Source organism: Streptomyces sp. NPDC087422 (assembly GCF_044744145.1).
Classification (GTDB): domain Bacteria; phylum Actinomycetota; class Actinomycetes; order Streptomycetales; family Streptomycetaceae; genus Actinacidiphila.
Map to the genome: position 1 here is coordinate 76,446 of NZ_JBIUXT010000011.1, position 23,945 is coordinate 100,390.

The window sequence follows — 23,945 nt, forward strand, 5'->3', positions numbered from 1 at the left end:
GTGAAGGGGTTGTCCCGGGCGTGCCGTCGCGGGCTCAGACGGCCGCGGGGATGCCCGTCAGGGCGGTGACGACGGGGTCGAGCGCGGTGTGGATCTCGTCGCCGATGCTGCGGAAGTACGAGATGGGAGCGCCGTACGGGTCGTGGACCTCGTCGGCGTCGGGGCTGGGCGCGAGCAGCCAGCCGCGCAGCGCGGCGGCGGCGCCGACCAGGGCGCGGGCGCGGTCGGTGACACTGCCCTCGGGCAGCGTGGTGGGGTCTATGGCCCGCACCAGGCGGGTGAACTCCTTGAGCGTGAAGGTACGCAGACCCGCCGCGTGTCCCATCGAGATCACCTGGGAACGGTGGTCGCGGGTCGCGGTCAGGACGAGGTCGGCGTCGATCACGTGGTCGTCGAGCAGCTCCCGGCCGGTGAAACCGGTCGGGTCGGCGCCGTACTCGGCGAGTACGGCGGCGGCGTGCGCCTCCATCGGCGCGCCTTCGTGGCCCCAGGTGCCCGCGGACTCCACGACGATGCCGGTGGCGCCGTCGCCGAGGCGGCGCGCCAGCCCATGCCGCGTCAGCCGCTCGGCCATCGGCGAGCGGCAGACGTTGCCGGTGCAGACGTGGAGGATGCGGAAGGCGTCACCGCCCTGTCCGGGGAGGGTCCCCGCGCGGGCGGCGAGGCCCGGTATGCCACGCCCGTCGGGCGCAGTCAACTGCGCTCCTCCAGGTCGGGGACCACCTTGCGCAGCTCCTCCGCACTGATCGCCCCGGCCCGCAGCAGTACCGGGACCTTCCCCGTCACGTCCACGATCGAGGAGGCGACGGCGGACGGGGTGGGGCCGCCGTCGAGGTAGACCGCCACGGAGTCGCCGAGCATGCCCTGGGCGGCGTCGCAGTCCTGCGGCGAGGGGTGTCCCGTGAGGTTGGCGCTGGAGACGGCCATCGGCCCGGTGGCGGTCAGCAGCTCGATCGCGACCGGGTGCAGCGGCATCCGGACGGCGACGGTGCCGCGGGCGTCGCCGAGGTCCCAGTTGAGCGACGGCTGGTGCTTGGTGACCAGGGTGAGCGCGCCGGGCCAGAAGGCGTCGACGAGCTCCCACGCCTGCTCGGAGAAGTCGGTGACGATGCCGTGCAGGGTGTTCGGGGAGCCGACCAGGACGGGCGAGGGCATGTTGCGCCCGCGGCCCTTGGCCTCCAGCAGGTCGCCGACCGCCTCGGCGTCGAAGGCGTCCGCGCCGATGCCGTACACGGTGTCGGTGGGCAGGACGACGAGTTCACCGCGCTTGACGGCCGAGGTGGCCTCGCGCAGGCCGGTGGCCCGGTCGGTCGCATCCGAGCAGTCGTATCGCCGTGCCATTAGCTGACCTCCAGAAGATGCTGTGTCCCCGTCATGGTGTCGCCTTACGGGCCGTGGTGAAACGGGGGCGGTTGTTGAGATCGGGGTGGTCGGCCGCGTCCGCCCAGCCCGCGTCCTCCTTGAAGATCCACGGCACTTGGCCGCCCTGGGAGTCGGCGTGCTCGATGACGACGACGCCGCCGGGCCGCAGCAGCCGGTGCGCGGTGCGCTCGATGCCGCGGATGGTGTCCAGGCCGTCCTCGCCGGAGAACAGGGCGAGTTCGGGGTCGTGGTCGCGGGCCTCGGGCGCCACGTACTCCCACTCGGTGAGCGGGATGTAGGGCGGGTTGGAGATCACCAGATCGACGTGGCCGTTGAGTTCGGGGAACGCGGTCAGCGCGTTGCCCTGCCGCAGGTCGACCTTGCTGCCCTCGACGTTCTTGCGGGCCCACTCCAGGGCGTCCTCGGACAGCTCCACGGCGTGCACCCGCGAGCGCGGCACCTCCTGGGCCAGCGCCAGCGCGATGGCGCCGGAGCCGGTGCACAGGTCCACGATCAGCGGTTCCGCGACGTCCATGGCGCGTACGGCGTCTATCGCCCAGCCGACCACCGACTCGGTCTCCGGGCGGGGCACGAACACCCCTGGCCCCACCTGGAGTTCGAGGTAGCGGAAGAAGGCCCGGCCGGTGATGTGCTGGAGCGGTTCGCGTGCCTCGCGGCGCGCCACGGCCTCCCAGTACCGGGCGTCGAACTCGGTGTCGGCGACGCCGTGCAGTTCGCCGCGCTTGACCCCGTGGACGTACGCGGCGAGTTCCTCGGCGTCGAAGCGTGGCGACGGCACGCCCGCGTCGGCCAGTCGCTGGGCGGCCTGCGCCACCTCGGCGAGCAGCAGGTTCACTCTGCCTTCCCCCCTTAGCTGCCGTCGCCAGCGGCGGCCAGTTTGGCCGCCGAATCGGCGTCCACGCAGGCCTGGATCATCGCGTCCAGGTCCCCGTCGAGCACCTGGTCCAAGTTGTACGCCTTGAAGCCGACCCGGTGGTCCGAGATGCGGTTCTCGGGGAAGTTGTACGTACGGATGCGCTCGGAGCGGTCGACGGTACGGACCTGGCTGCGGCGGGCGTCGGAGGCTTCCTTCTCGGCCTCCTCCTGCGCGGCGGCCAGCAGCCGGGAGCGCAGGATGCGCATCGCCGACTCCTTGTTCTGGAGCTGGCTCTTCTCGTTCTGGCAGGAGACGACCAGGCCGCTGGGGAGGTGTGTGATGCGGACCGCGGAGTCGGTGGTGTTGACGGACTGGCCGCCGGGGCCCGACGAGCGGTAGACGTCGATCCGCAGGTCGTTGGGGCCGATCTCGACCTCGACCTCCTCGGCCTCCGGGGTGACCAGCACACCGGCCGCGGAGGTGTGGATACGGCCCTGCGACTCGGTGGCGGGCACCCGCTGGACGCGGTGCACGCCGCCCTCGTACTTCATACGGGCCCAGACGCCCTGGCCGGGCTCGTGGTTGCTCTTGGCCTTGACCACGACCTGGACGTCCTTGTAGCCGCCGAGGTCGGACTCGTTGGCGTCGAGGATCTCGGTCTTCCAGCCGACGCGCTCGGCGTAGCGCAGGTACATCCGCAGCAGGTCGCCGGCGAACAGCGCGGACTCCTCGCCGCCCTCCCCCGCCTTGACCTCCAGGATGACGTCCTTGTCGTCGCTGGGGTCGCGGGGCACCAGCAGCAGCCGCAGCCGCTCGGTCACCTCGTCGCGCTGCTTCTCCAGGTCCTTCACCTCGGCGGCGAAGTCCGGGTCGTCGGCGCCGAGTTCGCGGGCGGTACCGATGTCGTCGCCGAGCTGCCGCCAGGAGCGGTACGTGCTGATGATGGGGGTCAGCTCGGCGTAACGCTTGTTCAGCTTGCGGGCGTTGGCCTGGTCCGCGTGGACCGCGGGGTCGGCAAGCTGCTTTTCGAGGTCGGCGTGCTCGCCGATCAGTTCCTCGACCGCCTCGAACATCTTCGGTTCCCTAGCTGGATGAAGTGGCTGCCTGGCCTGGCTGGCCCGGGACGACAAAGCGCCGGTCCGGTCACCCATGACTGGGCGACCGGGAACCGGCGCTTGCGGGTCGCTACTTCTTGGCGGACCCGGCGGCCTTGCCGAAGCGGGCCTCGAAGCGGGCCACACGGCCGCCGGTGTCGAGGATCTTCTGCTTGCCCGTGTAGAACGGGTGGCACTCGGAGCACACGTCGGCGCGGATCTGGCCGCTCTTCTCGGTGCTGTGAGTGGTGAACGAGGCGCCACAGGTGCAGGTGACCTGGGTCTCGAAGTACTCGGGGTGGATGCCTTGCTTCAAGGGATGCTCCTAGGTTCGGGAGGGCGCCGGGTCGTACCGCGGGTTTGCGTGCACGTGAACCGGAGCCAGCGGTCCAGTCTGCCAGGACTGGCCGTATCTCCCAAAACGAGGGGTGGGCCCGGATAATTCCCAGGCCGAAAGCGCAGGTCGGAGCGGGTGCGGGGCGCGGGCCCCGGAGCGGGCCCGGCTCGGGTCCGGGGCGGGTCCGACCAGGTCAGGGCGTGGTGCTCGGGCTGAGGCCCGGGCTCGGCGAGGTGCCCGGGTCCGCGGTGGCACCGGCCCCGACCACCTTCTTGGCGTTGACCTCGTCGGCGGCCGAGCCCTTGGTGGCGGCGGCCGGGATCGGCCGGTCGGCCCGCAGCGCGGCCCACACCATCGCGGCCTGCGCGGGCATCGGCTCCACCCGGTTGGGATCGCTGACCGCGTACTGGACCGGCAGTGTCACCATGTGGACATTCGTGGAGTCCAGGCCGCGCACGCTCTCCGCGAAACCCATCAGGGAGCCGACCGAGGCGAGGTCGGAGTCGGTGGTGATGGCGCTGGTGGCGGTGTCGGCGACGTCGATCAGCTTGGTGGGGCTGGTCAGCAGGCCGAGCCCGCTCACCCGGTTCATCAGCGCCTTCATGAACGCCTGCTGGAGCTGGATCCGGCCCAGGTCGCTGCCGTCGGCCACGCCGTGCCGGGTGCGGACCAGGCCGAGCGCCTGCTCGCCGTTGAGGGTGTGGGTGCCCGCGGCCAGGTCCAGGTGGCTCTTGGTGTCGTGTATGGCCTCGGTGGTGGTGAGCGGGACGCCGCCCAGCGCGTTGATGAGGTTCTTGAAGCCGGTGAAGTCCACCTCGATGTAGTGGTCCATCCGCAGGCCCGTCATGGCCTCGACGGTCTTGACCGCGCAGGCCGGGCCGCCGACCTCGTAGGCGCTGTTGAACATGACGCTCGGCACGGCCGGTGCGGTGCCCCCGCCGGGCTTGGCGCACACGGGCCGGGGGACGAGGGTGTCGCGCGGGATGCTGACCACGCTGGCGGCCTTGTGGCCCTTGTTCAGGTGCACGATCATCGCGGTGTCCGAGCGGGCGCCGCCGCCCGCGTGGCCGTACTCGCTGTTGGCGCCGGACCGGGAGTCCGAGCCGAGCACGAGGATGTCCATCGCGCCGTTGTCCAGGGCCGCGGGGCGGTCGGTGCCGAGCGCGGAGTCGATGTCGACGCTCTTGATGTTGCCGTTGAGCCGGAAGTAGAGATAGCCCGCGCCCGCGCCGCCGAGCAGCACCAGGCCCGCGGTGCCCCAGGCGACCACGCGCAGCACCCGGCGGCGCCGGGTGCGCTGGTGCCGCCTGCTGCCCTTGCCGTCGCTGACGGCAGTGGCCCCGGTCGGCAGCTGGTCCTCGGACATGGCTCCCTCCGTTTCCTGGGCGTCGTGGGCGTGCACGGTCTTCGTGGGCTTCGCCGGCGTCACGGTCTCCGTGGGCTTCGCGGGCATTCGTCCCGAAGTGTCAGACGCTCCATCCTCCGCCGAGGTTCCCCTTCCCGGCATCCGGGGAGACTGGGAGAAGACGTGCGAGCGCCCGCGTACCCCCAGGTCAGGGGGTGCGCGGGCGCTCTTTTGATCACCCTGCGTGAAACTCAGCCGAACAGGTTGTACGCGTTCCAGCCGGTCCCGATCTTGACCTTGGCCGCGTAGGGGCCGGACGCGGAGCCCGTGCCCTTGTACAGCCACAGCGTGCCCGAGGCGTCCCGGGCGATCAGGTCGGCCTTGCCGTCGCCGGTGATGTCACCGACGGCCGCGAAGGCGTTGTACGCGTTCCAGCCGGTCCCGATCTTCGTACGGGCCGCCCAGGGCCCGGACGCGAGGCCCGTGCCCTTGTAGAGCCACAGGGCGCCCGCGCTGTCCCGCGCGATGATGTCGGGACGGCCGTCGCCGGTCAGATCGCCCTTGCCGTAGATCTGGCCGTTGAAGATGTCCCAGCCGCCGCCGATCTTGGCGCGGGCGCCGAGGGCGCCCTTGCCGTTGCCGGGGTAGAGCCACGAGTTCCCGCTGGTGTCGGTGGCGACCACGTCCGGCAGACCGTCGCCGTTGACGTCACCCGGCGTGATGATCGACTTCATGACGTTCCAGCCCGGACCGATCAGCACATTGTTACCGCTGTATCCGTCCAGCCAGAACAGCCGGCCGTCCGTGGTGCGGACGACCAGGTCCTGGTAGTCGTTCCGGTCCAGGTCGCTCTGACGGACCAGGTTCAGTCCGCTGAAGTCGCCCATCGACGCCTTCGGGGCGAAGGCGCCGCCGGTCGACACGTACTCGTACGCCGATCCGGCCGGTGTCACGGCGACCAGGTCGGCCTTGTCGTCCAGGCTGAGATTCGCGTCGTCGATCCGGGGGTTGACGGCGCCGACGTAGGCGCTGACCCGGCTGAAGACGCTGTACGTGCCCTGCGCGACACAGTCCTTGGTGCCCCACGAGACGACGCCGACCAGCTTCCCGGCGACCACGAGCGGACCGCCCGAGTCACCGTTGCAGGTCGCGGTGGTCCCGGCGTCCGCGCCGGAAGCGGGCGCTCCCGCGCAGACCATGTGGCCCGCGACGAATCTCGACCCGTACACCGTTGTGCACGCGGTGTTCGCGGCGACCGGCAGGGTCGCCTTCCGCAGCGTCTGCGAGGGGTCCGGGCTGCCGGAGCTGGTGCGCCCCCAGCCGTAGACGGTTCCCTGGGTGCCGGTGACGTACGAGGCGCTGTCGGTCGCCGTGGTGATCGGCAGCGGCTTGGCCGTCGTGGGGACGTCGAGCGTCAGTACGGCCACGTCGTTGTCGTACTCGGGGTTGTCGTACGTCGGGTTGCTCCACTGCCGCCACACGCCGGTGGCGGTACCGCCGTGCAGATCCGTGGTGGTGCCGTCGGCGCTGTCGGTGGGGAGCTGGTCGGTGCCGCCGATGACGACACCGTGCAGATTCCAGTTGAGGCCCGCGACGCAGTGGGCGGCGGTCAGGATCTTCGACGGGGACACCACGGTGCCGCCGCAGAAGAAGCTGTCGTCGTCCTTCGTCGAGTCGGTGCCCTTGTCGTCGAAGTACCAGAGCTGGACCATCCACGGCGCGCTGGAGATCGTCGTGGTGGTGCCGCCGATGATCTTCGGGTCGACCGTGTGCGGGCCGGCGGAGAGCTTGGTGCGGGACGGGCCGTCGTCCGCCGCCACCGCGCCCGCGACGCGGGCGCGCAGTTCCGCCTGGGACGGCGCACTGGGGTGCCCGGCCGGGTGGAGAACGGGCGGCTGCGGGTCGCCGGCCTGGGCCGGCGTCGCCAGGAACAGACTCACGGCGCCCGCGGCGACCGTGGCTGCGAGGACCGCTGTACGGCTGCGCCGCCAGCGCCCCCGGCCCTCATGGGCAGAGAACACTCAGAACTCCTGTCGTAGAAATGCGCGACGGCCGCCAACGGGCGGTGGCCGCACGGGAGATGTGCACAGGAGCGAGTAGCTGACCGGACGTCGGCGAAAAGGGGCGCGGGCAGGCTGAAGCACAGCCCTGCGGCCGGGTCGGACGTCCGAAGATGGTTCCCCCCACCTGCGACTGGCAGATCATATGACTGCCAGCTTGGCCCGGACCACCCTCACCGGTAGCCGGGAACACATGTTTGAGCAAAGAAACAGCTCGGCCCGCCGGGAAACCGGCGGGCCGAGCTGTTTTTCGTCTGTCCTGACCGGAAGGTCAGTCGTTGTTGCCCGGCGTCGTCTTCGCGATCTGCATCAGGAACTCCGCGTTGGACTTCGTCTGCTTCATCTTGTCCAGCAGCAGCTCGATCGCCTGCTGGGAGTCGAGAGCGTGCAGAACGCGGCGGAGCTTCCAGACGATCGCCAACTCGTCCCGGTCCAGCAGGATCTCTTCCTTACGGGTACCGGACGGGTCGACGTCCACCGCGGGGAAGATCCGCTTGTCCGCGAGCTTGCGGTCGAGCTTGAGCTCCATGTTGCCGGTGCCCTTGAACTCCTCGAAGATCACCTCGTCCATCCGCGAGCCGGTCTCGACCAGCGCGGTGGCCAGGATGGTCAGCGAGCCGCCGTCCTCGATGTTGCGCGCCGCGCCGAAGAACCGCTTCGGCGGGTAGAGCGCGGTCGAGTCGACACCACCGGACAGGATGCGGCCGGAAGCGGGCGCCGCCAGGTTGTACGCGCGGCCCAGACGGGTGATGGAGTCGAGCAGCACGACCACGTCGTGACCCAGCTCCACGAGCCGCTTGGCCCGCTCGATGGCCAGCTCGGCGACCGTGGTGTGGTCCTCGGCGGGGCGGTCGAAGGTCGAGGAGATGACCTCGCCCTTCACCGACCGCTGCATGTCGGTGACCTCTTCGGGACGCTCGTCGACCAGGACGACCATCAGGTGGCACTCGGGGTTGTTCGTGGTGATCGCGTTGGCGATGGCCTGCATGATCATGGTCTTGCCGGTCTTCGGCGGGGCCACGATCAGACCGCGCTGGCCCTTGCCGATCGGCGACACGAGGTCGATGATCCGGGTGGTCAGCACGCCCGGGTCGGTCTCCAGACGGAGCCGGTCCTGCGGGTACAGCGGCGTGAGCTTGTTGAACTCCGGACGGCCGCGGCCGGAGTCGGCGCCCATCCCGTTCGCGGAGTCCAGCCGGACCAGCGCGTTGAACTTCTCGCGGCGCTCACCGTCCTTGGGCTGCCGTACGGCCCCGGTGACGTGGTCGCCCTTGCGCAGGCCGTTCTTGCGGACCTGGGCGAGCGAGACGTACACGTCATTGGGACCCGGCAGGTAGCCGGAGGTCCGGATGAAGGCGTAGTTGTCGAGGATGTCCAGGATGCCCGCGACGGGGATCAGCACGTCGTCGTCGGAGACCTGGACCTCGCCGCCGCCGAACTCGTCGCGGCGGTTGCCCCGCCCGCGGCGGTCGCGGTAGCGCCCGCGCCGACGGCCGCGACCGTCGCCGAACTCGTCGTCGTCCTGCGCGTTGCCGCCGCCGCCCTGGCCGCCCTGCTGCTGGTTCTGGCCGCCCTGGCCGCCGCCCTGCTGCTGGTTGCCCCGGTCGCCGCGGTCGCGGTTCTGCCGGTTGCCGCCGTCGCGGTTGCCGCCCTCGGCGCCGTCCTCGCCGCGCCCGCGGCGGTCGCGCTGCCGCTCACGGCGGTCGCCGCGCTGGCCGCGCTGCCGGTCCTGGCGCTCGTCGCCGGACCCGGCGGCGCCGCCGCCGTTCTGCTGCTGCTTGCCGTCGCCCTTGGCGTCCTTGGCCTCGGTACGGCTGTCGGTCTTGCCCTCCGCGGTGTCGGCGGCGGCCTCGGCGGCGCGCTCGGCCTTCGCGGCCGACTTGGCCTGCTCACCGGCGGGCTGGCCGGGAATCTCGATCTGCTGGGGCTCCGCGGGCGCGGTGGCGGCGGCCTTGGCGGGGGCGGCCTTGGCCGCACCGTCCGCCTCGGCGGGCGCCTCGGCCAGCCGGGCCCGCGACGTCGCGCGGCGCTTGGGCTTCTCGGCCGCGGGGGCCTCTGCCGCGGGCGCGGCGGCCTGGGCCGTCGCGGCGCCGCCGCCCGCCTGCTTCTCCTTGATGGTCTCGATCAACTGGCTCTTGCGCATCCGCGCGGTGCCCTTGATCCCGAGACCGGAGGCGAGCTGCTGCAACTCGGCCAGGACCATGCCGTCAAGACCGGTCCCGGACCGGCGTCGCCGTGAGGCACTGGCCGTGGCAGCACCGGTAGCAGGCGCGTCGGCATCGGACGCGGCGACAGAGTTCTCTGCGCGCACGCCCATCAGATCGGTGGTGTCGCTCACGAAGGGTCCTTCCCTGGAGCGGACGTCGGCCTGTCTGGCTCGGCGACCGGTCGTGCTGTCCGGATCTGGGCGTTTCCGCTGCTCAGAGCCGGGGCGGTGGTCCGCCTGACGGCGGCAGAAATACATTCGGGGCTCGGCACGACAAGGGTTCTGGTGCCGACTCCGGAGCGTGCTCGACACTGCGCAGGACTGCTGCCTATGCGGTGTGGGAGGCTCCCGGAAGATAAGCGGTCCCACGGAAGGGACACAGTGCATCGCGCCCATTGGGCGTCGAATGCAGGCTTGAGGTTAACACTACCGGATCCAACAAACATTCCCCCTCTCTACGACCGGCAATCGTGTCACTGCCCCCCTGCGAGCGGCAGGACACTGGCTCCGGCCGTGTCGAGCGCCAGACGGTTGGCCGCCCAGCCCTCGCCGGCGAGCCGGGTGACCTTGTCGGCGGCGCCCTCCTCGGTGAGCGCCAGCACCGTGGGTCCCGCACCGGAGATCACGGCCGGTACGCCGTCGGCGCGCAGCCGGTTCACCAGCGCCAGGCTCTCGGGCATGGCGGGCCCGCGGTAGTCCTGGTGCAGGCGGTCCTCGGTGGCGGGCAGCAGCAGCTCGGGGCGCCGGGTGAGCGCCTCCACCAGCAGCGCGGCCCGGCCCGCGTTGGCCGCGGCGTCCACATGCGGGACGGTACGCGGCAGCAGCCCGCGGGCGGTCTCGGTGAGCAGGGGGGTGGCGGGCACGAACACCACGGGGACCAGCGAGCGCGCCGGGTCCAGCCGGATCGCGCGGGCCGCGCCGCCCTCGGTCCACGCCAGGGTGAAGCCGCCCATCAGGCAGGCGGCGACGTTGTCGGGGTGGCCCTCGATCTCGGTGGCCAGCTCCAGCAGCGCGATGTCGTCGAGTACGGCGGGGCCGCCTATCGTCACCGCGCGGGCGGCGATGATGCCCGCGCAGATGGCGGCGGAGGACGAACCCAGGCCGCGGCCGTGCGGAATGCGGTTGGCGCACACCACCTCAAGGCCGCGCGGCTGACCGCCCAGCAGGTCGAAGGCGGTCCGCAACGACCGTACGACCAGGTGCTTCTCGTCCCTGGCCAGGGTGTCGGCGCCCTCGCCCGCGATGTCCACGTGCAGGCCGGAGTCGGCGACGCGGACCACGACGTCGTCGTACAGGCCGAGCGCCAGGCCGAAGGCGTCGAAACCGGGGCCCAGATTGGCGCTGGTCGCGGGGACGCGCACTCGTACTGCGGCGGCGCGGAACGCGGGACCGGCCATCGTTCGACGAATCTCCTCGTGCGGTTCGCCCTGCGGGCGCGGCGTCATCGCCGGGCGGCGGGGCGGGGGAGGCACTGCCCATTGGCAACTGCCGGAGTCGGGCACACTGCGGTGCCGCTGAGGTAAGCCTATCGAAGGAAGGTTCTCCTGCGACATAGGGCGCACGAAGAGCGCGTGATGCGTGTCGCCCCTCCCCTGTGCGCCCCGTGCCTGCGGCACGCTTCCCCATGACGGCGAGCCGATCTTTTCCGGGGCGCCGCACCGCCGAGGACGGCGAGCCGATCTTTTCAGGGGCGCGGGGAACTGCGCGACAAGCCCCCACCGGGCTGTCAGCCCGGAAACAGCCGCAACTGCCCCGCTGGGGCCGGTTGTTAGGCCGCGCCACCGTCGGTGGCTGAGCGCGCAGTTCCTCCCCCAGCCTTCGGCCGGGAGGTACCCCCAGCGCCCCTGAAAACCTGGCCCTGCGTCAGCGCGACACCGCGCACCGGCGCCCCGGAAAAGATCGGCTCACCGCCCGGGGACGGCCCGGCTCAGACCAGCCCGAGCCGCTGCGCAGCAGCATCGGCATCGACCGGCACGATCACCGGCTGCGGAGCACCCTCCACGGCCCACCCGGGGTCCTTGAGCCCGTTCCCGGTGACCGTGCAGACGATCCGCTGACCGGGATCCACCTTGCCCTCCTCGCGGGCCTTGAGCAGCCCGGCGACCGAGGCGGCGGAGGCGGGCTCGACGAAGACGCCCTCCTTCGCGGCCAGCAGCCGGTAGGCGGCCAGGATCTGACGGTCGGTCACGGCCTCGATGAGGCCGCCGGACTCGTCGCGGGCCTGCTCGGCCTGCTGCCAGGACGCGGGGTTGCCGATCCGGATCGCGGTGGCGATCGTCTGCGGCTGACGTACCGGCGCGCCGTTGACGATCGGCGCGGCGCCGTGCGCCTGGAAGCCCCACATCCGCGGCCGCGAGGCGGACACACCGTCCGCCGCGTATTCGCTGTAGCCCTTCCAGTACGCGGTGATGTTGCCCGCGTTGCCGACCGGGAGGAGGTGGATGTCGGGGGCGACACCGAGCGCGTCGACGATCTCGAAGGCGGCGGTCTTCTGCCCCTCGATACGGGCCGGGTTGACCGAATTGACCAGCGCCACCGGGTACTTCTCGCTCAGCCCGCGCGCCAGGTCGAGGCAGTCGTCGAAATTGCCGTCGACCTGGAGGATGCGGCTGCCGTGCACCAGCGCCTGGCCCATCTTGCCGAGCGCGATCTTGCCCTGCGGCACCAGCACCGCGCAGACCATGCCCGCGCGCACCGCGTAGGCGGCGGCCGATGCCGAGGTGTTGCCGGTCGAGGCGCAGATGACGGCCTGCGCGCCCTCTTCCTTGGCCTTGGAGATGGCCATGGTCATGCCCCGGTCCTTGAAGGAGCCGGTGGGGTTGGCGCCCTCGACCTTCAGGAAGACGTCACAGCCGGTCAGCTCGGACAGGAGCTGGGCGGGGACCAGCGGGGTGCCACCCTCCAGCAGCGTGACCACCGGGGCGCCCGGGGCGACCGGCAGCCGGTCCCGGTACTCCTCGATGATGCCGCGCCACTGGTGGGTGCCCGACATTCGGGGCCGGTCGACGGTTCCGTTGTTCATGGTGCTGTTCATAGCGGGCCCTACTCCCCTTCCACACGCATGATGCTGGCGACGCCGCGTACGGTGTCGAGTTTCCGCAGGCTGGCGACCGTCGCCGAGAGGGCGGAGTCGAGCGCGCGGTGAGTGACGACGACGAGGGAGGCCTCGCCGTCCTTACCCTGCTGCCGCACCGTGTCGATGGACACGTCGTGCTCGGCGAAGACCGTCGCGACCTGAGCCAGGACGCCCGGTTTGTCCGCCACGTCGAGGCTGATGTGGTAGCGGGTGACCACATCGCCCATCGGGCTCACCGGCAGTTGCGTGTACGCGGACTCGCCGGCGCCGGTGGTCTCCGCCAGCTTGTTGCGGCAGGCGGCCACCAGGTCGCCGAGGACGGCGGAGGCGGTGGGTGCACCGCCCGCACCAGGACCGTAGAACATCAGCCGCCCGGCCGCCTCCGCCTCGACGAAGACCGCGTTGTACGCCTCGCGCACCGAGGCCAGCGGGTGGCTGAGCGGGATCATCGCGGGGTGGACGCGCGCGGTCACCGAGCGCCCGTCGGGGCGGCGCTCGCAGATGGCGAGCATCTTCACCGTGCAGCCCATCTTCCGCGCGGACGCGATGTCGGCGGCGGTGACCTCGGTGAGGCCCTCGCGGTGCACGTCGTCGATGGTCACGCGGGTGTGGAAGGCGATTCCGGCGAGGATCGCGGCCTTCGCGGCGGCGTCGAAGCCCTCGACGTCGGCGGTCGGGTCGGCCTCGGCGTATCCGAGCGCGGTCGCCTCGTCCAGCGCCTCGCTGTACCCGGCGCCGGTGGAGTCCATCTTGTCGAGGATGAAGTTCGTCGTGCCGTTGACGATGCCCAGCACCCTGTTGACCTTGTCACCCGCGAGCGACTCGCGCAGCGGCCTGATCAGCGGGATCGCCCCGGCGACGGCGGCCTCGTAGTACAGGTCGACACCGTGCTCGGCGGCCTTGGCGTGCAGCTTCGCGCCGTCGGCGGCGAGCAGCGCCTTGTTCGCGGAGACCACGGACGCGCCGTGCTCGAAGGCGGTGGTGATCAGCGTGCGGACCGGCTCGATGCCGCCGATGACCTCGACGACCACGTCGATGTCGCCCCGTTTGACCAGGGCGGTCGCGTCCGTGGTGAGGAGTTCGGCGGGGACGCCCTCGCGGACCCGGTTGGGGCGGCGTACCGCGATCCCGGCCAGTTCGATGGGGGCACCGATCCGCGCGGCGAGGTCGGCGCCCTGCGTCGTGAGGATGCGCGTGACCTCTGAGCCGACCACTCCACAGCCCAGCAGCGCCACCTTCAGCGGACGCGTACGCATCATCCGACCTCGTCTCTCGTACAGCTCCGTGCGGACCCGGGGTCCGTACAGCTCGTGGATGGGAACCAGTCTCACTCACCGGACGGGAGATGCCACGCCCTGTCCGGTGAGTGAGACCGGCCGTTCACCCGGCGATATTTCACGTCACCGAGCGCGTTCGGCCCGTGAGATTACGCGTCAGCGGGCCCTCGTACTGCCGAATCGCCTCAACGTGCTTGCGGGGACGGTGAATTCTTCACCATCGCGGGCGCTTCGCGCTGCCGTCGTCCCGGCGGCGTCTGGCGGCATTTCGGCGGCTCTTCTGCGGCTTTTCCGCGGCCTTTTCGGCACCTTCGGGGTCAGCCGACGTCCAGCCGCAGCAGGTCGTCCTCCGTCTCGCGGCGGACGATCACCCGCGCCCGGCCGTCGGTGACCGCGACCACCGGGGGCCGCAGCGCGTGGTTGTAGTTGCTGGCCATGGCCCGGCAGTACGCGCCGGTGGCCGGTACGGCGAGCAGGTCGCCGGGCGCGAGGTCGGCGGGGAGGAAGGCGTCCTTGACGACGATGTCGCCGCTCTCGCAGTGCTTGCCGACGACCCGGCTGAGCATCGGCTCGGCGTCACTCGTACGGGACACCAGCGAGACGCTGTACTCGGCGTCGTAGAGCGCGGTGCGGATGTTGTCGGACATGCCGCCGTCGACGCTGACGTACGTGCGCAGGCCGTCCAGCGGCTTGATCGTGCCGACCTCGTACAGCGTGAAGGCGGTCGGTCCGACGATCGCGCGGCCCGGCTCGACCGAGAGCCGGGGCACCGCGAGCCGGGCCGCCTCGCACTCGCGGGTGACGATCTCGCCGAGCGCCTTGGCGATCTCCTGCGGCTCGCGCGGGTCGTCGTCGGTGGTGTACGCGATGCCGAGGCCGCCGCCGAGGTCGATCTCGGGCAGCTCGACGCCGTGCTCGTCGCGTACCTCCGCCAGCAGCGACACGACACGGCGGGCGGCCACCTCGAAGCCGGCCATGTCGAAGATCTGCGAGCCGATGTGGCTGTGGATGCCGACCAGTTCGAGGCTCTCCAGCTTCAGCACCCGGCGGACCGCCTCCGCGGCCTGCCCGCCCGCCAGCGCGAGACCGAACTTCTGGTCCTCGTGCGCGGTCGCGATGAACTCGTGGGTGTGCGCCTCGACGCCGACCGTCACCCGGATCTGCACGCGCTGCCGCTTGCCCTGCCGGTCCGCCTCCGCGGCGACCCTGACGATCTCCTGGAACGAGTCCAGCACGATCCGGCCGACGCCGGTCTCCACCGCGCGCTCGATCTCCGCGGTGGACTTGTTGTTGCCGTGCAGCGCGATCCGCTCGGCGGGCATCCCCGCCTCCAGCGCCACCGCCAGCTCCGTACCGGAGCAGACGTCCAGATTCAGCCCCTCCTCGTGCAGCCACTTCACGACCGCGCGGGACAGGAACGCCTTGCCCGCGTAGAAGACGTCCGCGTCGTGCCCGAAGGCCGCCCGCCACGCGCGGCAGCGGGCCCTGAAGTCCGCCTCGTCGAGGATGTACGCGGGCGTGCCGTATTCCTCGGCGAGCGCGCGCACGTCCAGGCCGCCGACTTCGGCGGCGCCGTCGGCGTTACGGGTGACGGTGCGGGACCAGACGCGGGTGTCGAGGGTGTTGAGGTCGGCGGGCGGGGCGGCGTAGTGGCCCTCGGGCAGCACATCGGCGTGGCGGGGCCCGGCGGGGTGTGCGGAACGGCTCACGGTGTCGTCTTTCTTCGCAGATCGGGGGTTGTTTTATGGGGTGCTGGGTTGTGGACCGGCCTCGTCGTCGGCCCGCTGTCGTTCGCCGGGCTTCCGGCCGTCAGACGCGGTCGGGAGCGCTGATGCCGAGGAGGTGGAGGCCGTTGGCGAGCACGATGCCGGTGGCGTCGGCGAGCCGGATCCGGGCGGCGTGGACGGCCGAGGGTTTCTCGTCGCCCTTCGGCAGCGCGGGGCACTCGTCGTGGAAGCGGAGGAAGGCGTCGGACAGCCGTTCCAGATGGCGGGCGAGCCGGTCGGGCGCGCGGCGCCGTGCGGCGGTCTCGATGACGCGGGGGAAGTCGGCGATCAGGCCGAGCAGTTCGGTCTCCGCGGGGTGGTGGTACGGGTCGTCCACCGTGCTCTCGATCTCCACGCCCAGGTCATGGGCGTTACGGAGCAGCGCGCGGGTGCGGGCGTGGGCGTAGCGGATACGGAAGAGCGGGTTGCTCTCGCGCTGCGCGAGGAACGTGTCGTCCGTACGGGGCGGGTCCTCGGCGGGCGGCCGGAGCAGCGACCAGCGGGCGGCGTCGGGGCCGAGGCGGGCGACGGGGTCGTCCTGGGGTTCGGCCGCCGTCACGCGTTCCTCGGCGGCTGCGGGTGCGGCGCCCGCGGCGCGCAGCAGCCGGTTCACGGCCTCGGCGACGGCCTGGGCCCGTACGGCCCCTTCGTCCGCGGCCACGCCGCCGGCCTCACCGGCCAGGCCGTCCCCGGTCCCGTACTCCGGGCCCTGGGCGCGCACCTGCCGGACGACGTCCGCGTACGCCCACGCGTTGAGGGTGATGTTGAGGAAGCCGGGGCCCGCGATCTCGACCAGCGCGATGCCGGGCTCGGCGCTGAGCCGCCTGCTGAGGATCTCCGCGACCTGTCGCGGCGGGCGCCCCGCGGCGCCCGCGAGCTGCAACGCCACGTTCGTCGCGTAGTCCCCGCATCCCGGCCGTGGGGGCCTCTGCACCACGACCCGCTCCGGCACCTCCACCCCCAGCTCCCCCGCCGCGACGGCACGGCGCACCGTACTCAGCACGGTGCGGGACAGCTCAGCGGGGGTCACGCGGCAAAGCCTAGGCGAGGGGGTGGGCCCGGGGGCGACCGGGTTTTCCCAGGGGGGTCGCGGCCGCGGCTTTGCGGGGGGGGGCGGGGGGTCTTTCGACGCGGGGGGGGCGGGGCGGGGGCCGCACGGGCCGGTGCGGGGTGCGGCGCTAGCTCTCCGCGGGGGCAGGCGCCACCGCCCGCAGCGGCGTTACGGGGGCGGGGCGGGCGCGGCACTCTCGCCCTACGGAACGGGCCCCTGCCGAACGGGCTCGGGTACGGTCCCCCGGCCCTGCCCAGGCGCCGGGCTTACGCGGAACCGGGTGCGGAAGCCGTCTGCCCGCGGGGCTCGGGCGGCACGGGGCCGCGCCGGACCAGCCCACGTACGGTCTCCACGAGGTCGGCGGGCTCGAAGGGCTTCGCGACATAGGCGTCCACCCCGCCCGTCCCCTCCGGCAGGGACCCGGCGCTCACCATGACGATGCCCACGCGCCGCGTCTCCGGATCCGGGTCCGCCCGCAGCCGCGCCGCCGTCCGTACCCCGTCCAGCCGCGGCATGACCACATCCAGCGTCACCACATCCGGCCGCACACTGTGCACGATCTCCAGGCACTCGGCACCATCAGCCGCGGTCACGACCTCGAAGCCCTCCAGCTCCAGGTTGACCCTGATCAGTTGCCGGATCACCTTGTTGTCATCCACAACAAGCACCCGGCCGGACGCACCCGCCACACCTCGAAGAGTAGGCGTGCCCCTCTCGATGCGTCCGCGTTTTGCCCATTTCTTCCCCGCCACGGGTGAACCCCCCTCCCCCCAGCACCCCCCCACCTCCCCTCCCCCACCCAAACCCTGTCCAGCCCACCTCCCCCAACCTGCTAATGTTCTTCCCGTCGCCCCCGTAGCTCAGGGGATAGAGCAACGGCCTCCGGAGCCGTGTGCGCAGGTTCGAATCCTGCCGGGGGCACTCGCCTTCTGCCAGCGAAATCAGCTCGCTGACCAGGGCGGATGCCATGTAGAGCGGGCGGGAGTCAGTCTCACTGACTCCCGCCCGTTCTCGTTGTCACCCACTGTTCGCGACACACCTCCGACACAGTGAACGAAGTTAGAACCTTGCCTCGGCCTTGTTTTATCGGCCCGGGGGCATCGCCCAGGCAGACGTGGCCGTTGGCCCCCTAGCAGCCCTCCTATGCGACTCGCCCACCTGGACTGATGCGGGGTCGGACGATGCCCGCTTGGCGTAGCGGGTACATAGCCCTTAGCGTCGATGTCAGAGGTAGCTGCTTCACTCTTCCTCTGACCACCACGAGGGAGCACCCAATGACAACCATGATCCGCACGACAGCCGCGGAACTCGAAACTCAACGGGAACAACTGCTCGCAGAGGTGCACATGACCTTCGAGGAGCTACGCCAGCGCGCAGAGAGCTACAGCCTGAGCAGCAACGAACTCGACGTGTGGCACACCATCGAGGGCATCGACTACCTTCTCAACGGTGAGTGCTGAAGACGCTACGCTGGATGAGAAGGCGGCAGAGTTCGCCGACACGCTGACACACCTAACGCGGGGAGTCCTAGGCCAGGACTCCCCGCGTTTTTCCGCCCTCAACGTCGGCAACCGCATCAGGGTCGCTCCGCTGGCTGCGGACAACCGAAGCATGCGCATCCCGATCAAGATCGATGGTGAGAAGTGGCTCAGTCTCCATGTGCAACACTTTTGCTGCTGGGACGGGCAAAGCAAATATCTCGCGGCTGATCGAGCTGATGTCCACGTATTTTTCGAAGGTGTACAAGACCCACTGCTTCGCTATGAGTACCTCCGCCATTCGCAGAATCCACCTGGCGCTCACTTGCAGGTACACGCCCATCGGGACGAAATGGCCTACCTGCTTCGCCTAGCGGAGAAGAAGAAGGGCCGACCGGCAGCGATGATGCGGAAGGGCAAGCTACCTCGCCTGTCTGAGATGCATCTGCCGGTGGGTGGACACAGATTGAGGCCAGCACTAGAAGATGTGTTGCTACTCCTAGTTCGCGAATTTGCGATTGATGTCACGGACGGGTGGGAGGCCGTTCTCCAGGGTCATTTGCGGACGTGGCGGATCCTGCAACTCAAGTCCGCTGTTCGCGACGCTCACGAGTCGGCGGCCGAGACTCTGCGGGATATGGGCTACACCGTTGAGCCCCCGGAGGGTATGTCTTCCCAGCGAGATGATTCCCGCCTCTACTGGCCATGACCCTTAGCGTAACCGGACTCACATGATTTCCCCTTCTTCTTCAAGAGCCTTCGCGATCTTGGCGTTGGCGACCTCTTCGTGACCGTCGATGCAACCGTGATACCGACGATGGATGACCTCCGGCGAGTTCCCCACCCGCCGGGCGACTTCGGCGATCGGCACGCCTGCGTTGAGCCACCGCGTAATGCACGCGTGCCGCAGGTCGTACGGTCGGCCGGCCAACGGCGAGTCCACTCGATCGGGCGGAAGTGCGTACGGGCGCGCGTCTTCCCACACGCGCCAGTAGGTTGAGCTGCCCACCACGTCACCGCGCTCGTTGCCGAACACCCGGCCGTCTTTGGCCGTGCCGAACTCGGCAAGATGGGCTCGGAGAATGGCCACCAGCACGGGAGGGATCGGCACCGGCCTGTCTGTGGCTGCCTCACGGGCTTTGAGGCCACGCCGGTCGTGACGCTCGCCGGAGTCGGTCCACTGTTTTCCCGAGACCGGCCGGGTCTCCCGGAGCGTCAGTGTGCCCCACTTCGGTTCCGGCTGCCGGAAGCCCTTGACGAGGCTCACGACGTACGCGGGCGCCTCGGGGAGATAGCAGTCGGACAGCCGTAGGCCGGCCGCTTCGGCGGGCCGGAGAGCGGCGTACAGCAGGACTGCGTAGAAGGCCACCAGCCGCCGGCCGCGATTCCGGTGCCACGATCCGACGTAGGACACCGCGGCGAGCAACTGCCGTCCCTGTACCGCGTTCACCAGCACTCGCCGGTCTACGGCATCGTTGGAGCCGAGCCGCTTCCCCTTGGTGCGCTGAAGTGGATTCTCGGTGAGGATTCCGGCGTCTATCGCGTACTCCAGTGCGGTGTTCAGCGCACGCCTTCTACGGCGCATAGTGTCCCCCGCAGCCGCTTTGCCGTCGAGGCGGTAGCCGAGCCGGTACATGACCTCTCGGAAGACCTTCGGGTCGCCAAGGTCCACTACCGGACGGCTTGACGTGCTCAACCACTCGTAAGCGGGCTTCAGTTCGGCCGGCGGTCTCTCATCGCGGTGGGCGGGCACCATGGCCCATCGGACCGCGAGACGTAGTTCTTTGTCCGACGGCATTCCCTCGCCTTGCCGCACCATGGCGAGCGATACGGCGGCGAGGCTGTCAGCGAGGCTCTCCCGAGTCTTCGCTGCGCTCGTACGCCAGCGAGCCTCTGCGTATTCGCGGCAGAACTCGAACCACAGAACCGGATCCGGCTCGGCGTCTTCCGCCGCTGCCGCTTCGGCAGCTCGCACCTCCGATTCCGGCAGGCCGGATTCGATGTGGAATGCCTCGCCGCGCCGCATCGCGTGCCACAGCTCGTTACGACGGCTTTCGGCGAGCGCGGATGTGGCGAAGGTGTCACCGGCCACTCGGCTGGCAACGACCCACCGCAGACGGTACGGGCGAGCTTTGCGGCCGGTCTTGGTCACCTTCCATAGCCGGACATCGAGGGAGTACCCCTCCCGGGCCGACCCCCGCGGTCGTCGGCTCGGGATCTCTTCAGGCGTGCTCACGCAGCTTCCTCCAGTGCGGCAATCCAGCGCTCGTACTCGGAGCGGCGGACGCGTACGGCGCCGTTCGGGAGCTTGATGGCGCGCGGCCCCTTACCGGTCGCCCTCCACCGGTGGAAGGTCGACGGAGGAACCCCGAGGTCTTCGATGATTTGGGCGATGGTGAGTTTTTCGTCCTGTGCCACGGTCAGTGCCTCCCGTTCTCCGACGCGGCCGGGATGTCGGACAGGTGGGACAGTGCCTCTTGGGGGTGTCCAGCTAGTTCTTGCTGCTCAGGTGGGTCAACCGGACAGTCGGACAGTTGGGACAGCTCAGGGGTGGTGGCTGTCCGGGTGCTGGTGTCCGGGTAGTACCGGCCGCTGCCGTCTTTGGTGAGCTGGCCGGCGTCGGCCATACGGGAGCAGGTGCGGCGTACGGTGTCGGCGTCGATGTCCGGCAGCGCGTCGGCGATCTCCTTGGGCTTCGCTCCCGGGTGGGCGCGGACGTGCCGCAGAATCGCGGCGCGAGTGTCGCCCACGGTGTGATCGGATGCGGGTCCATCCAGCAAGTGCCAGGCTCCGGAGGCCTGTTGGAAGGACAGCGCGTATTCGGCTTCTTCCACATCGCGGCCGGTGACGTGCAGAACGCCGTCTGCCTGACCGCGACCGCGCTTGAGTACAAGGGTGGCGTCTGCGGCTCCCGCGATCCCGTTCGTTCCGGAGACTTCGGTCAGGAAATCGTCCGAACCTGCCTTGCGGACGTGATGAACCAACACCACGGCCACGCCGTAGAAGTCGGCGAGACGCTTGGCGTAGCCGACAGAGACGTAATCGGCGTCGTAGGCGGAGACGCCCTGCGGTGCCTGTCCGCGCATCTTGGCGAACACGTCGATGACGACCATACGGGCATCCGGATTGCGGTCCAGCCATCCCGAAATCGCCTCGCTACCACCTTGCGGAAAGGGCGGGCATTCGGTGACCAGCGTCAGACCGGCGGGCGCGTCCTGTCCTCCCAAGAGCTTGCCCATACGGGTCTGAAGACGCCGCGGGGTGTCCTCAAGAGCGAGGTACAGAACGGGTCCGCCGGCCACCGGCACGCTGTCGAATGCCTGGCCACCCGCGGCCACGGCCAGACCGAGGCCCAGTGAGAGCCAGGACTTTCCGACTTTGGGTGGTCCGGCAAGAAGGCTGACGCCTTCGGCGAGGATGCCGGGCACGGCCCATTTGGGCTCGGGGAAGTGCGCGGACATGAGCTGGTCGGCCGTCCAGGCCGTGCGCGGTCGCTCCCGCTTCGGCAGGGGAACCGCGGGCGTTTGCGGGTCGCTCGGGACGGAGTACAGGTGCAGCGGGGGAATCGGCTTGGCGGTCATGCCGCGACCTGCCTCGGACGCCGCGCTCCGGTGCGCAGGCCGGATGCGATGGTGCGTTGCGCCTCGCCCTCGCCCTGCCCGACCTGCCGGGCCGCGTCGGCGAGCCAGCCGGTCACATCCGGTTCGGTCAGCTCTCCCCCGGCAACGAGCTGGCCCAGCGCGACCGAGGCGATGTAGAGGGCGTTGTTCCGCCCGCCGGGCGCGGCGGTGGTCACGCGCGCCAACTCGCCTTCCACTGCGGCGTGTAGCCACTTGCCGTGCCGGTCGGCGGCGTCCAGAGCCACCGCTACGGGCCGCTGAGGAGGCAGCGGCGGCGGCGTGAGGAGGTCGGCGAGCCAGACGGGCAGCGGCGCCGCCACGGACCCATAAACGGCCGTGTAGGGGCGGGAGTTGACGACGCTGCCCCCGCCGACCACGTACCCGCCGGACGCGCGGGTATCGACCTTCCATCCCAGCCCGCGCGCGCTGTCGCCTGCGGTGTTGCGGAACGTGGCGTCATCCGGGGCGGTGAAGTACAAGTGCGTACCGCCGCGGCCAGTGCACACGGTGTACGTGTCGGCCGGGTACGGCTTGCCGTGCCGCTCGCACAGCACGGCGAGCACATCGGCGCCTTCGGTCACGCCGCGCTCGGCCCATCCGGCAGGCGGGGCGTCGTCGGCGTCCTTGGGGGTGTCGAGGTCGACCACGAGCAGGCCGGCCGGGCCGGTGGCTACGCCGATGTTGTACGGGGCGTGCTTCCAGCACCGCTCGATACGGCCCGGTTCGGTGGTTGCGCGCTGTTCCCATGCGGTGATGGCCGGGCGCTTGTCCCCGGGGTGCAGGGGGAAGACGGGCCAGCCGCGTGCGGCGGTGGCCAGTGCCGCGGACAGCAGCGCGGACGGTTCGGAGTAGGGCATCCTGGTTTTCTCCTGTTCGTCTTCGGACGTGCGGGGAGAGCCGCGGCGGCGGGGAGACCTTGCTCGGGAGTCCCGCCGCCGCGGCGTTGTCAGGTGTCGGTACGCGGCGCGTCTCGCTCGGCACGGCGCTGATCCATCAGCGCGGCCATGAACCGGTAGTCGACCTCTCGCGCTCCAAGCCCAACGGCGCGGGCGCGCTTCGGTGGGGTGATGTCGTAGTGCCAGCCGACGCGGCCACCGTCCTGCGGCTGGAACCAGGAGCGGCGCAGACCGAGCCGGGCCGCGAACGCGTGCAGCTCCGCTTCGGTGTCCGCAGTCAGATGGCACCAATGCGTGTGCCGCAGACCGCGCTGCCGTGCGATCAGCGTCCAGTCACGGACCTCATCGACGTAGACGCTCACGCCGCATCACCCTTGACGGTGGGCAGTTCGGGCAGACCGGCCGCTGTGAGTGCGGTGGGGTCGTAGCCCGGCAGGGCGGCGCGGGCGGTCAGTGCCGCGGCGAGCGCGGTCGCGTACTCGCCCCCGGCGCGGGCGGTATCCACGGCGGCGCAGGCACGGATGATCTCGACGGTTTCGACGTGGCGCTGTGTCTCGCGCCGGTCGGCGGTGGCCCGCTCGTACGCGACCGTTTCGCGGCGGTCGGTGCGCCAGTGCCGGTGCGCGAGCACGTAGGCCAGCACGGTGGCCACCGACCACAGCAGCAATGGCAACGGCAGGCCGTCGGTGTAGGCGGCGACCCCGGCGAGGGCGAAGGTGCCGGCGGCGGTGAAGCCGACCGCGGCGGCGACCGGTTCGCCGCTGTATCCGCGGGCGAGGGCGTTCCCGGCGAAGGCGGCGCCGATGGCCAGCGTGCCCATGACGGAGGCGTCGCCGATGCTGTGCTGGGCGCCGTTGGCGTTCCAGATCCGCGCGAGGATGAGCACGGTCGATGTGGCCAGGGCGGGCACGGCCTTGGGGGCGAGGTCGGCGGCCCAGTGCCGGTGGGTGATCGGTTCGTTCATCACACGGTCTCCGATCGGTGTCAGGTGCGCATCTGCGCGAGGGTGTGGGCGGCGCTGGTCATGAGGTCGTTGATGGGTCCGGCCATGCCGGTGGCGGCGGCGTAGAAGCCGAACAGGAACACCACGGCGGCGGCGCCGAGGTTGGTGGCGCGGGAGCGGATGGCGAAGAGAGAGGCGACGCCGAAGAGCAGCACCGCGGAGATGGACAGGATCACGAGCGGCCTCCCTGGTTCGGAGTGAACGGCCGGGCGGGCGTGGCCGGTTGGTCGGCGGCGGTGCCGCGGTCGTAGGTGCGGCGCCAGAGGTTGTGGAGGTGCCGGCCGCGGCGTATGCGGATGCCGTGTCCGTGGCAGCGGCGGCATTCCTTGCCGCGCTTGGGCCGGCCCTTGCGGTCGGTGGTGGTGGCGAAACCGAAACCGTGGCAGCGGCGGCAGGTCCCGAACGGCGACACCGCACACAACCCGGCGTAACCGAGGGTGATGGTGAGGATGAGGAAGCTAGCGGCGAGGATGAGGGTCATCAGGTGCCCTTCCGGG

General features: G+C 70.6%; 24 protein-coding genes and 1 tRNA gene. 3 read left to right on the top strand and 22 right to left on the bottom strand.

Features of this window, described 5'->3' with window-relative positions; all coding sequences use genetic code 11:
• Positions 1-34: 34 nt before the first annotated feature.
• The 14 genes from ACIO6U_RS29070 to ACIO6U_RS29135 form a co-directional block, all read right to left on the bottom strand.
• Entirely contained in the window at positions 35-697 is a 663-nt protein-coding gene (locus ACIO6U_RS29070) for a protein-tyrosine-phosphatase (protein ID WP_188281955.1), read from the bottom strand.
• Positions 694-1,341 carry an L-threonylcarbamoyladenylate synthase gene (locus ACIO6U_RS29075; RefSeq protein ID WP_188281956.1) on the bottom strand — a complete coding sequence of 216 codons (648 nt, stop codon included), beginning with the start codon at positions 1,339-1,341 and terminating at the stop codon, positions 694-696. The genes ACIO6U_RS29070 and ACIO6U_RS29075 overlap by 4 nt, the downstream gene beginning before the upstream one ends.
• Positions 1,342-1,372: 31 nt before the next feature.
• Entirely contained in the window at positions 1,373-2,218 is an 846-nt protein-coding gene (gene prmC, locus ACIO6U_RS29080) for a peptide chain release factor N(5)-glutamine methyltransferase (RefSeq protein WP_188281957.1), read from the bottom strand.
• A 14-nt stretch (positions 2,219-2,232) separates the two neighbouring features.
• Positions 2,233-3,312, bottom strand: coding sequence for a peptide chain release factor 1 (prfA, locus tag ACIO6U_RS29085; protein WP_355344200.1), 1,080 nt, complete (start codon positions 3,310-3,312; stop codon positions 2,233-2,235).
• A gap of 112 nt (positions 3,313-3,424) precedes the next feature.
• Positions 3,425-3,649, bottom strand: a complete 225-nt coding sequence (rpmE, locus tag ACIO6U_RS29090) for a 50S ribosomal protein L31 (RefSeq protein WP_188281959.1) — start codon at positions 3,647-3,649, stop codon at positions 3,425-3,427.
• A gap of 214 nt (positions 3,650-3,863) precedes the next feature.
• Entirely contained in the window at positions 3,864-5,036 is a 1,173-nt protein-coding gene (locus tag ACIO6U_RS29095; RefSeq protein WP_401723566.1) for an LCP family protein, read from the bottom strand.
• A 230-nt stretch (positions 5,037-5,266) separates the two neighbouring features.
• A complete protein-coding gene (locus ACIO6U_RS29100) occupies positions 5,267-7,036 on the bottom strand; it encodes a trypsin-like serine protease (protein ID WP_391161545.1) in 1,770 nt (589 codons plus the stop codon).
• 310 nt (positions 7,037-7,346) lie between these two features.
• Positions 7,347-9,413 carry a transcription termination factor Rho gene (rho, locus tag ACIO6U_RS29105; RefSeq protein ID WP_355344209.1) on the bottom strand — a complete coding sequence of 689 codons (2,067 nt, stop codon included), beginning with the start codon at positions 9,411-9,413 and terminating at the stop codon, positions 7,347-7,349.
• A gap of 341 nt (positions 9,414-9,754) precedes the next feature.
• On the bottom strand, positions 9,755-10,678 hold the full coding sequence (thrB, locus tag ACIO6U_RS29110) for a homoserine kinase (protein WP_355344212.1): 924 nt from the start codon (positions 10,676-10,678) through the stop codon (positions 9,755-9,757).
• A gap of 530 nt (positions 10,679-11,208) precedes the next feature.
• Positions 11,209-12,273 (bottom strand): threonine synthase, encoded by a 1,065-nt coding sequence (gene thrC, locus ACIO6U_RS29115; RefSeq protein WP_391044820.1) that lies wholly within the window; start codon positions 12,271-12,273, stop codon positions 11,209-11,211.
• A gap of 50 nt (positions 12,274-12,323) precedes the next feature.
• On the bottom strand, positions 12,324-13,616 hold the full coding sequence (locus tag ACIO6U_RS29120) for a homoserine dehydrogenase (protein ID WP_355344218.1): 1,293 nt from the start codon (positions 13,614-13,616) through the stop codon (positions 12,324-12,326).
• Between the two features lie 335 nt (positions 13,617-13,951).
• Positions 13,952-15,343, bottom strand: a complete 1,392-nt coding sequence (gene lysA, locus ACIO6U_RS29125; protein ID WP_401723571.1) for a diaminopimelate decarboxylase — start codon at positions 15,341-15,343, stop codon at positions 13,952-13,954.
• Between the two features lie 100 nt (positions 15,344-15,443).
• Positions 15,444-16,430, bottom strand: coding sequence for an ArgS-related anticodon-binding protein NrtL (nrtL, locus tag ACIO6U_RS29130; RefSeq protein ID WP_401723574.1), 987 nt, complete (start codon positions 16,428-16,430; stop codon positions 15,444-15,446).
• A 287-nt stretch (positions 16,431-16,717) separates the two neighbouring features.
• The gene (locus ACIO6U_RS29135; RefSeq protein ID WP_391122650.1) at positions 16,718-17,110 is read right to left on the bottom strand and encodes a response regulator; all 393 of its coding nucleotides are present in this window, start codon (positions 17,108-17,110) and stop codon (positions 16,718-16,720) included.
• 190 nt (positions 17,111-17,300) lie between these two features.
• Here ACIO6U_RS29135 and ACIO6U_RS29140 point away from each other — a divergent pair.
• The 3 genes from ACIO6U_RS29140 (at position 17,301) to ACIO6U_RS29150 (ending at position 18,638) form a co-directional block, all read left to right on the top strand.
• Positions 17,301-17,372, top strand: a tRNA-Arg gene (locus ACIO6U_RS29140).
• A 353-nt stretch (positions 17,373-17,725) separates the two neighbouring features.
• Positions 17,726-17,911, top strand: coding sequence for a hypothetical protein (locus tag ACIO6U_RS29145; RefSeq protein ID WP_401723577.1), 186 nt, complete (start codon positions 17,726-17,728; stop codon positions 17,909-17,911).
• Positions 17,901-18,638 (top strand): hypothetical protein, encoded by a 738-nt coding sequence (locus ACIO6U_RS29150; protein WP_401723580.1) that lies wholly within the window; start codon positions 17,901-17,903, stop codon positions 18,636-18,638. Before ACIO6U_RS29145 ends, ACIO6U_RS29150 begins: the two co-directional genes overlap by 11 nt.
• A gap of 18 nt (positions 18,639-18,656) precedes the next feature.
• On the opposite strand, the gene ACIO6U_RS29155 is transcribed toward ACIO6U_RS29150, so the two are convergent.
• The 8 genes from ACIO6U_RS29155 to ACIO6U_RS29190 form a co-directional block, all read right to left on the bottom strand.
• Positions 18,657-20,081, bottom strand: a complete 1,425-nt coding sequence (locus ACIO6U_RS29155) for a tyrosine-type recombinase/integrase (protein WP_401723582.1) — start codon at positions 20,079-20,081, stop codon at positions 18,657-18,659.
• An 80-nt stretch (positions 20,082-20,161) separates the two neighbouring features.
• Positions 20,162-20,347 carry a helix-turn-helix transcriptional regulator gene (locus ACIO6U_RS29160; protein WP_401723585.1) on the bottom strand — a complete coding sequence of 62 codons (186 nt, stop codon included), beginning with the start codon at positions 20,345-20,347 and terminating at the stop codon, positions 20,162-20,164.
• A 2-nt stretch (positions 20,348-20,349) separates the two neighbouring features.
• A complete protein-coding gene (locus ACIO6U_RS29165; RefSeq protein WP_401723587.1) occupies positions 20,350-21,510 on the bottom strand; it encodes an AAA family ATPase in 1,161 nt (386 codons plus the stop codon).
• A complete protein-coding gene (locus ACIO6U_RS29170) occupies positions 21,507-22,406 on the bottom strand; it encodes a bifunctional DNA primase/polymerase (protein ID WP_401723590.1) in 900 nt (299 codons plus the stop codon). Before ACIO6U_RS29170 ends, ACIO6U_RS29165 begins: the two co-directional genes overlap by 4 nt.
• 89 nt (positions 22,407-22,495) lie before the next feature.
• A complete protein-coding gene (locus ACIO6U_RS29175) occupies positions 22,496-22,807 on the bottom strand; it encodes a DUF4031 domain-containing protein (protein WP_401723592.1) in 312 nt (103 codons plus the stop codon).
• Entirely contained in the window at positions 22,804-23,409 is a 606-nt protein-coding gene (locus tag ACIO6U_RS29180; protein ID WP_401723594.1) for a hypothetical protein, read from the bottom strand. The genes ACIO6U_RS29175 and ACIO6U_RS29180 overlap by 4 nt, the downstream gene beginning before the upstream one ends.
• Positions 23,410-23,429: 20 nt before the next feature.
• Complete coding sequence (locus ACIO6U_RS29185; RefSeq protein WP_401723597.1) at positions 23,430-23,624, bottom strand: hypothetical protein; 195 nt, start codon at positions 23,622-23,624, stop codon at positions 23,430-23,432.
• The gene (locus ACIO6U_RS29190) at positions 23,621-23,929 is read right to left on the bottom strand and encodes a hypothetical protein (protein WP_401723600.1); all 309 of its coding nucleotides are present in this window, start codon (positions 23,927-23,929) and stop codon (positions 23,621-23,623) included. The genes ACIO6U_RS29185 and ACIO6U_RS29190 overlap by 4 nt, the downstream gene beginning before the upstream one ends.
• Between the last annotated feature and the right edge of the window lie 16 nt (positions 23,930-23,945).

What these genes read in the sequence shown, in the direction of transcription:
- thrB (WP_355344212.1), bottom strand. Translation starts at nt 10,678, where the DNA reads ATGGCCGGTCCCGCGTTCCGCGCCGCCGCAGTACGAGTGCGCGTCCCC.
- ACIO6U_RS29190 (WP_401723600.1), bottom strand. Translation starts at nt 23,929, where the DNA reads ATGACCCTCATCCTCGCCGCTAGCTTCCTCATCCTCACCATCACCCTC.
- prfA (WP_355344200.1), bottom strand. Translation starts at nt 3,312, where the DNA reads ATGTTCGAGGCGGTCGAGGAACTGATCGGCGAGCACGCCGACCTCGAA.
- ACIO6U_RS29120 (WP_355344218.1), bottom strand. Translation starts at nt 13,616, where the DNA reads ATGATGCGTACGCGTCCGCTGAAGGTGGCGCTGCTGGGCTGTGGAGTG.
- thrC (WP_391044820.1), bottom strand. Translation starts at nt 12,273, where the DNA reads ATGTCGGGCACCCACCAGTGGCGCGGCATCATCGAGGAGTACCGGGAC.
- ACIO6U_RS29075 (WP_188281956.1), bottom strand. Translation starts at nt 1,341, where the DNA reads ATGGCACGGCGATACGACTGCTCGGATGCGACCGACCGGGCCACCGGC.
- ACIO6U_RS29180 (WP_401723594.1), bottom strand. Translation starts at nt 23,409, where the DNA reads ATGAACGAACCGATCACCCACCGGCACTGGGCCGCCGACCTCGCCCCC.
- ACIO6U_RS29145 (WP_401723577.1), top strand. Translation starts at nt 17,726, where the DNA reads ATGACAACCATGATCCGCACGACAGCCGCGGAACTCGAAACTCAACGG.
- ACIO6U_RS29165 (WP_401723587.1), bottom strand. Translation starts at nt 21,510, where the DNA reads ATGACCGCCAAGCCGATTCCCCCGCTGCACCTGTACTCCGTCCCGAGC.
- ACIO6U_RS29095 (WP_401723566.1), bottom strand. Translation starts at nt 5,036, where the DNA reads ATGTCCGAGGACCAGCTGCCGACCGGGGCCACTGCCGTCAGCGACGGC.
- ACIO6U_RS29170 (WP_401723590.1), bottom strand. Translation starts at nt 22,406, where the DNA reads ATGCCCTACTCCGAACCGTCCGCGCTGCTGTCCGCGGCACTGGCCACC.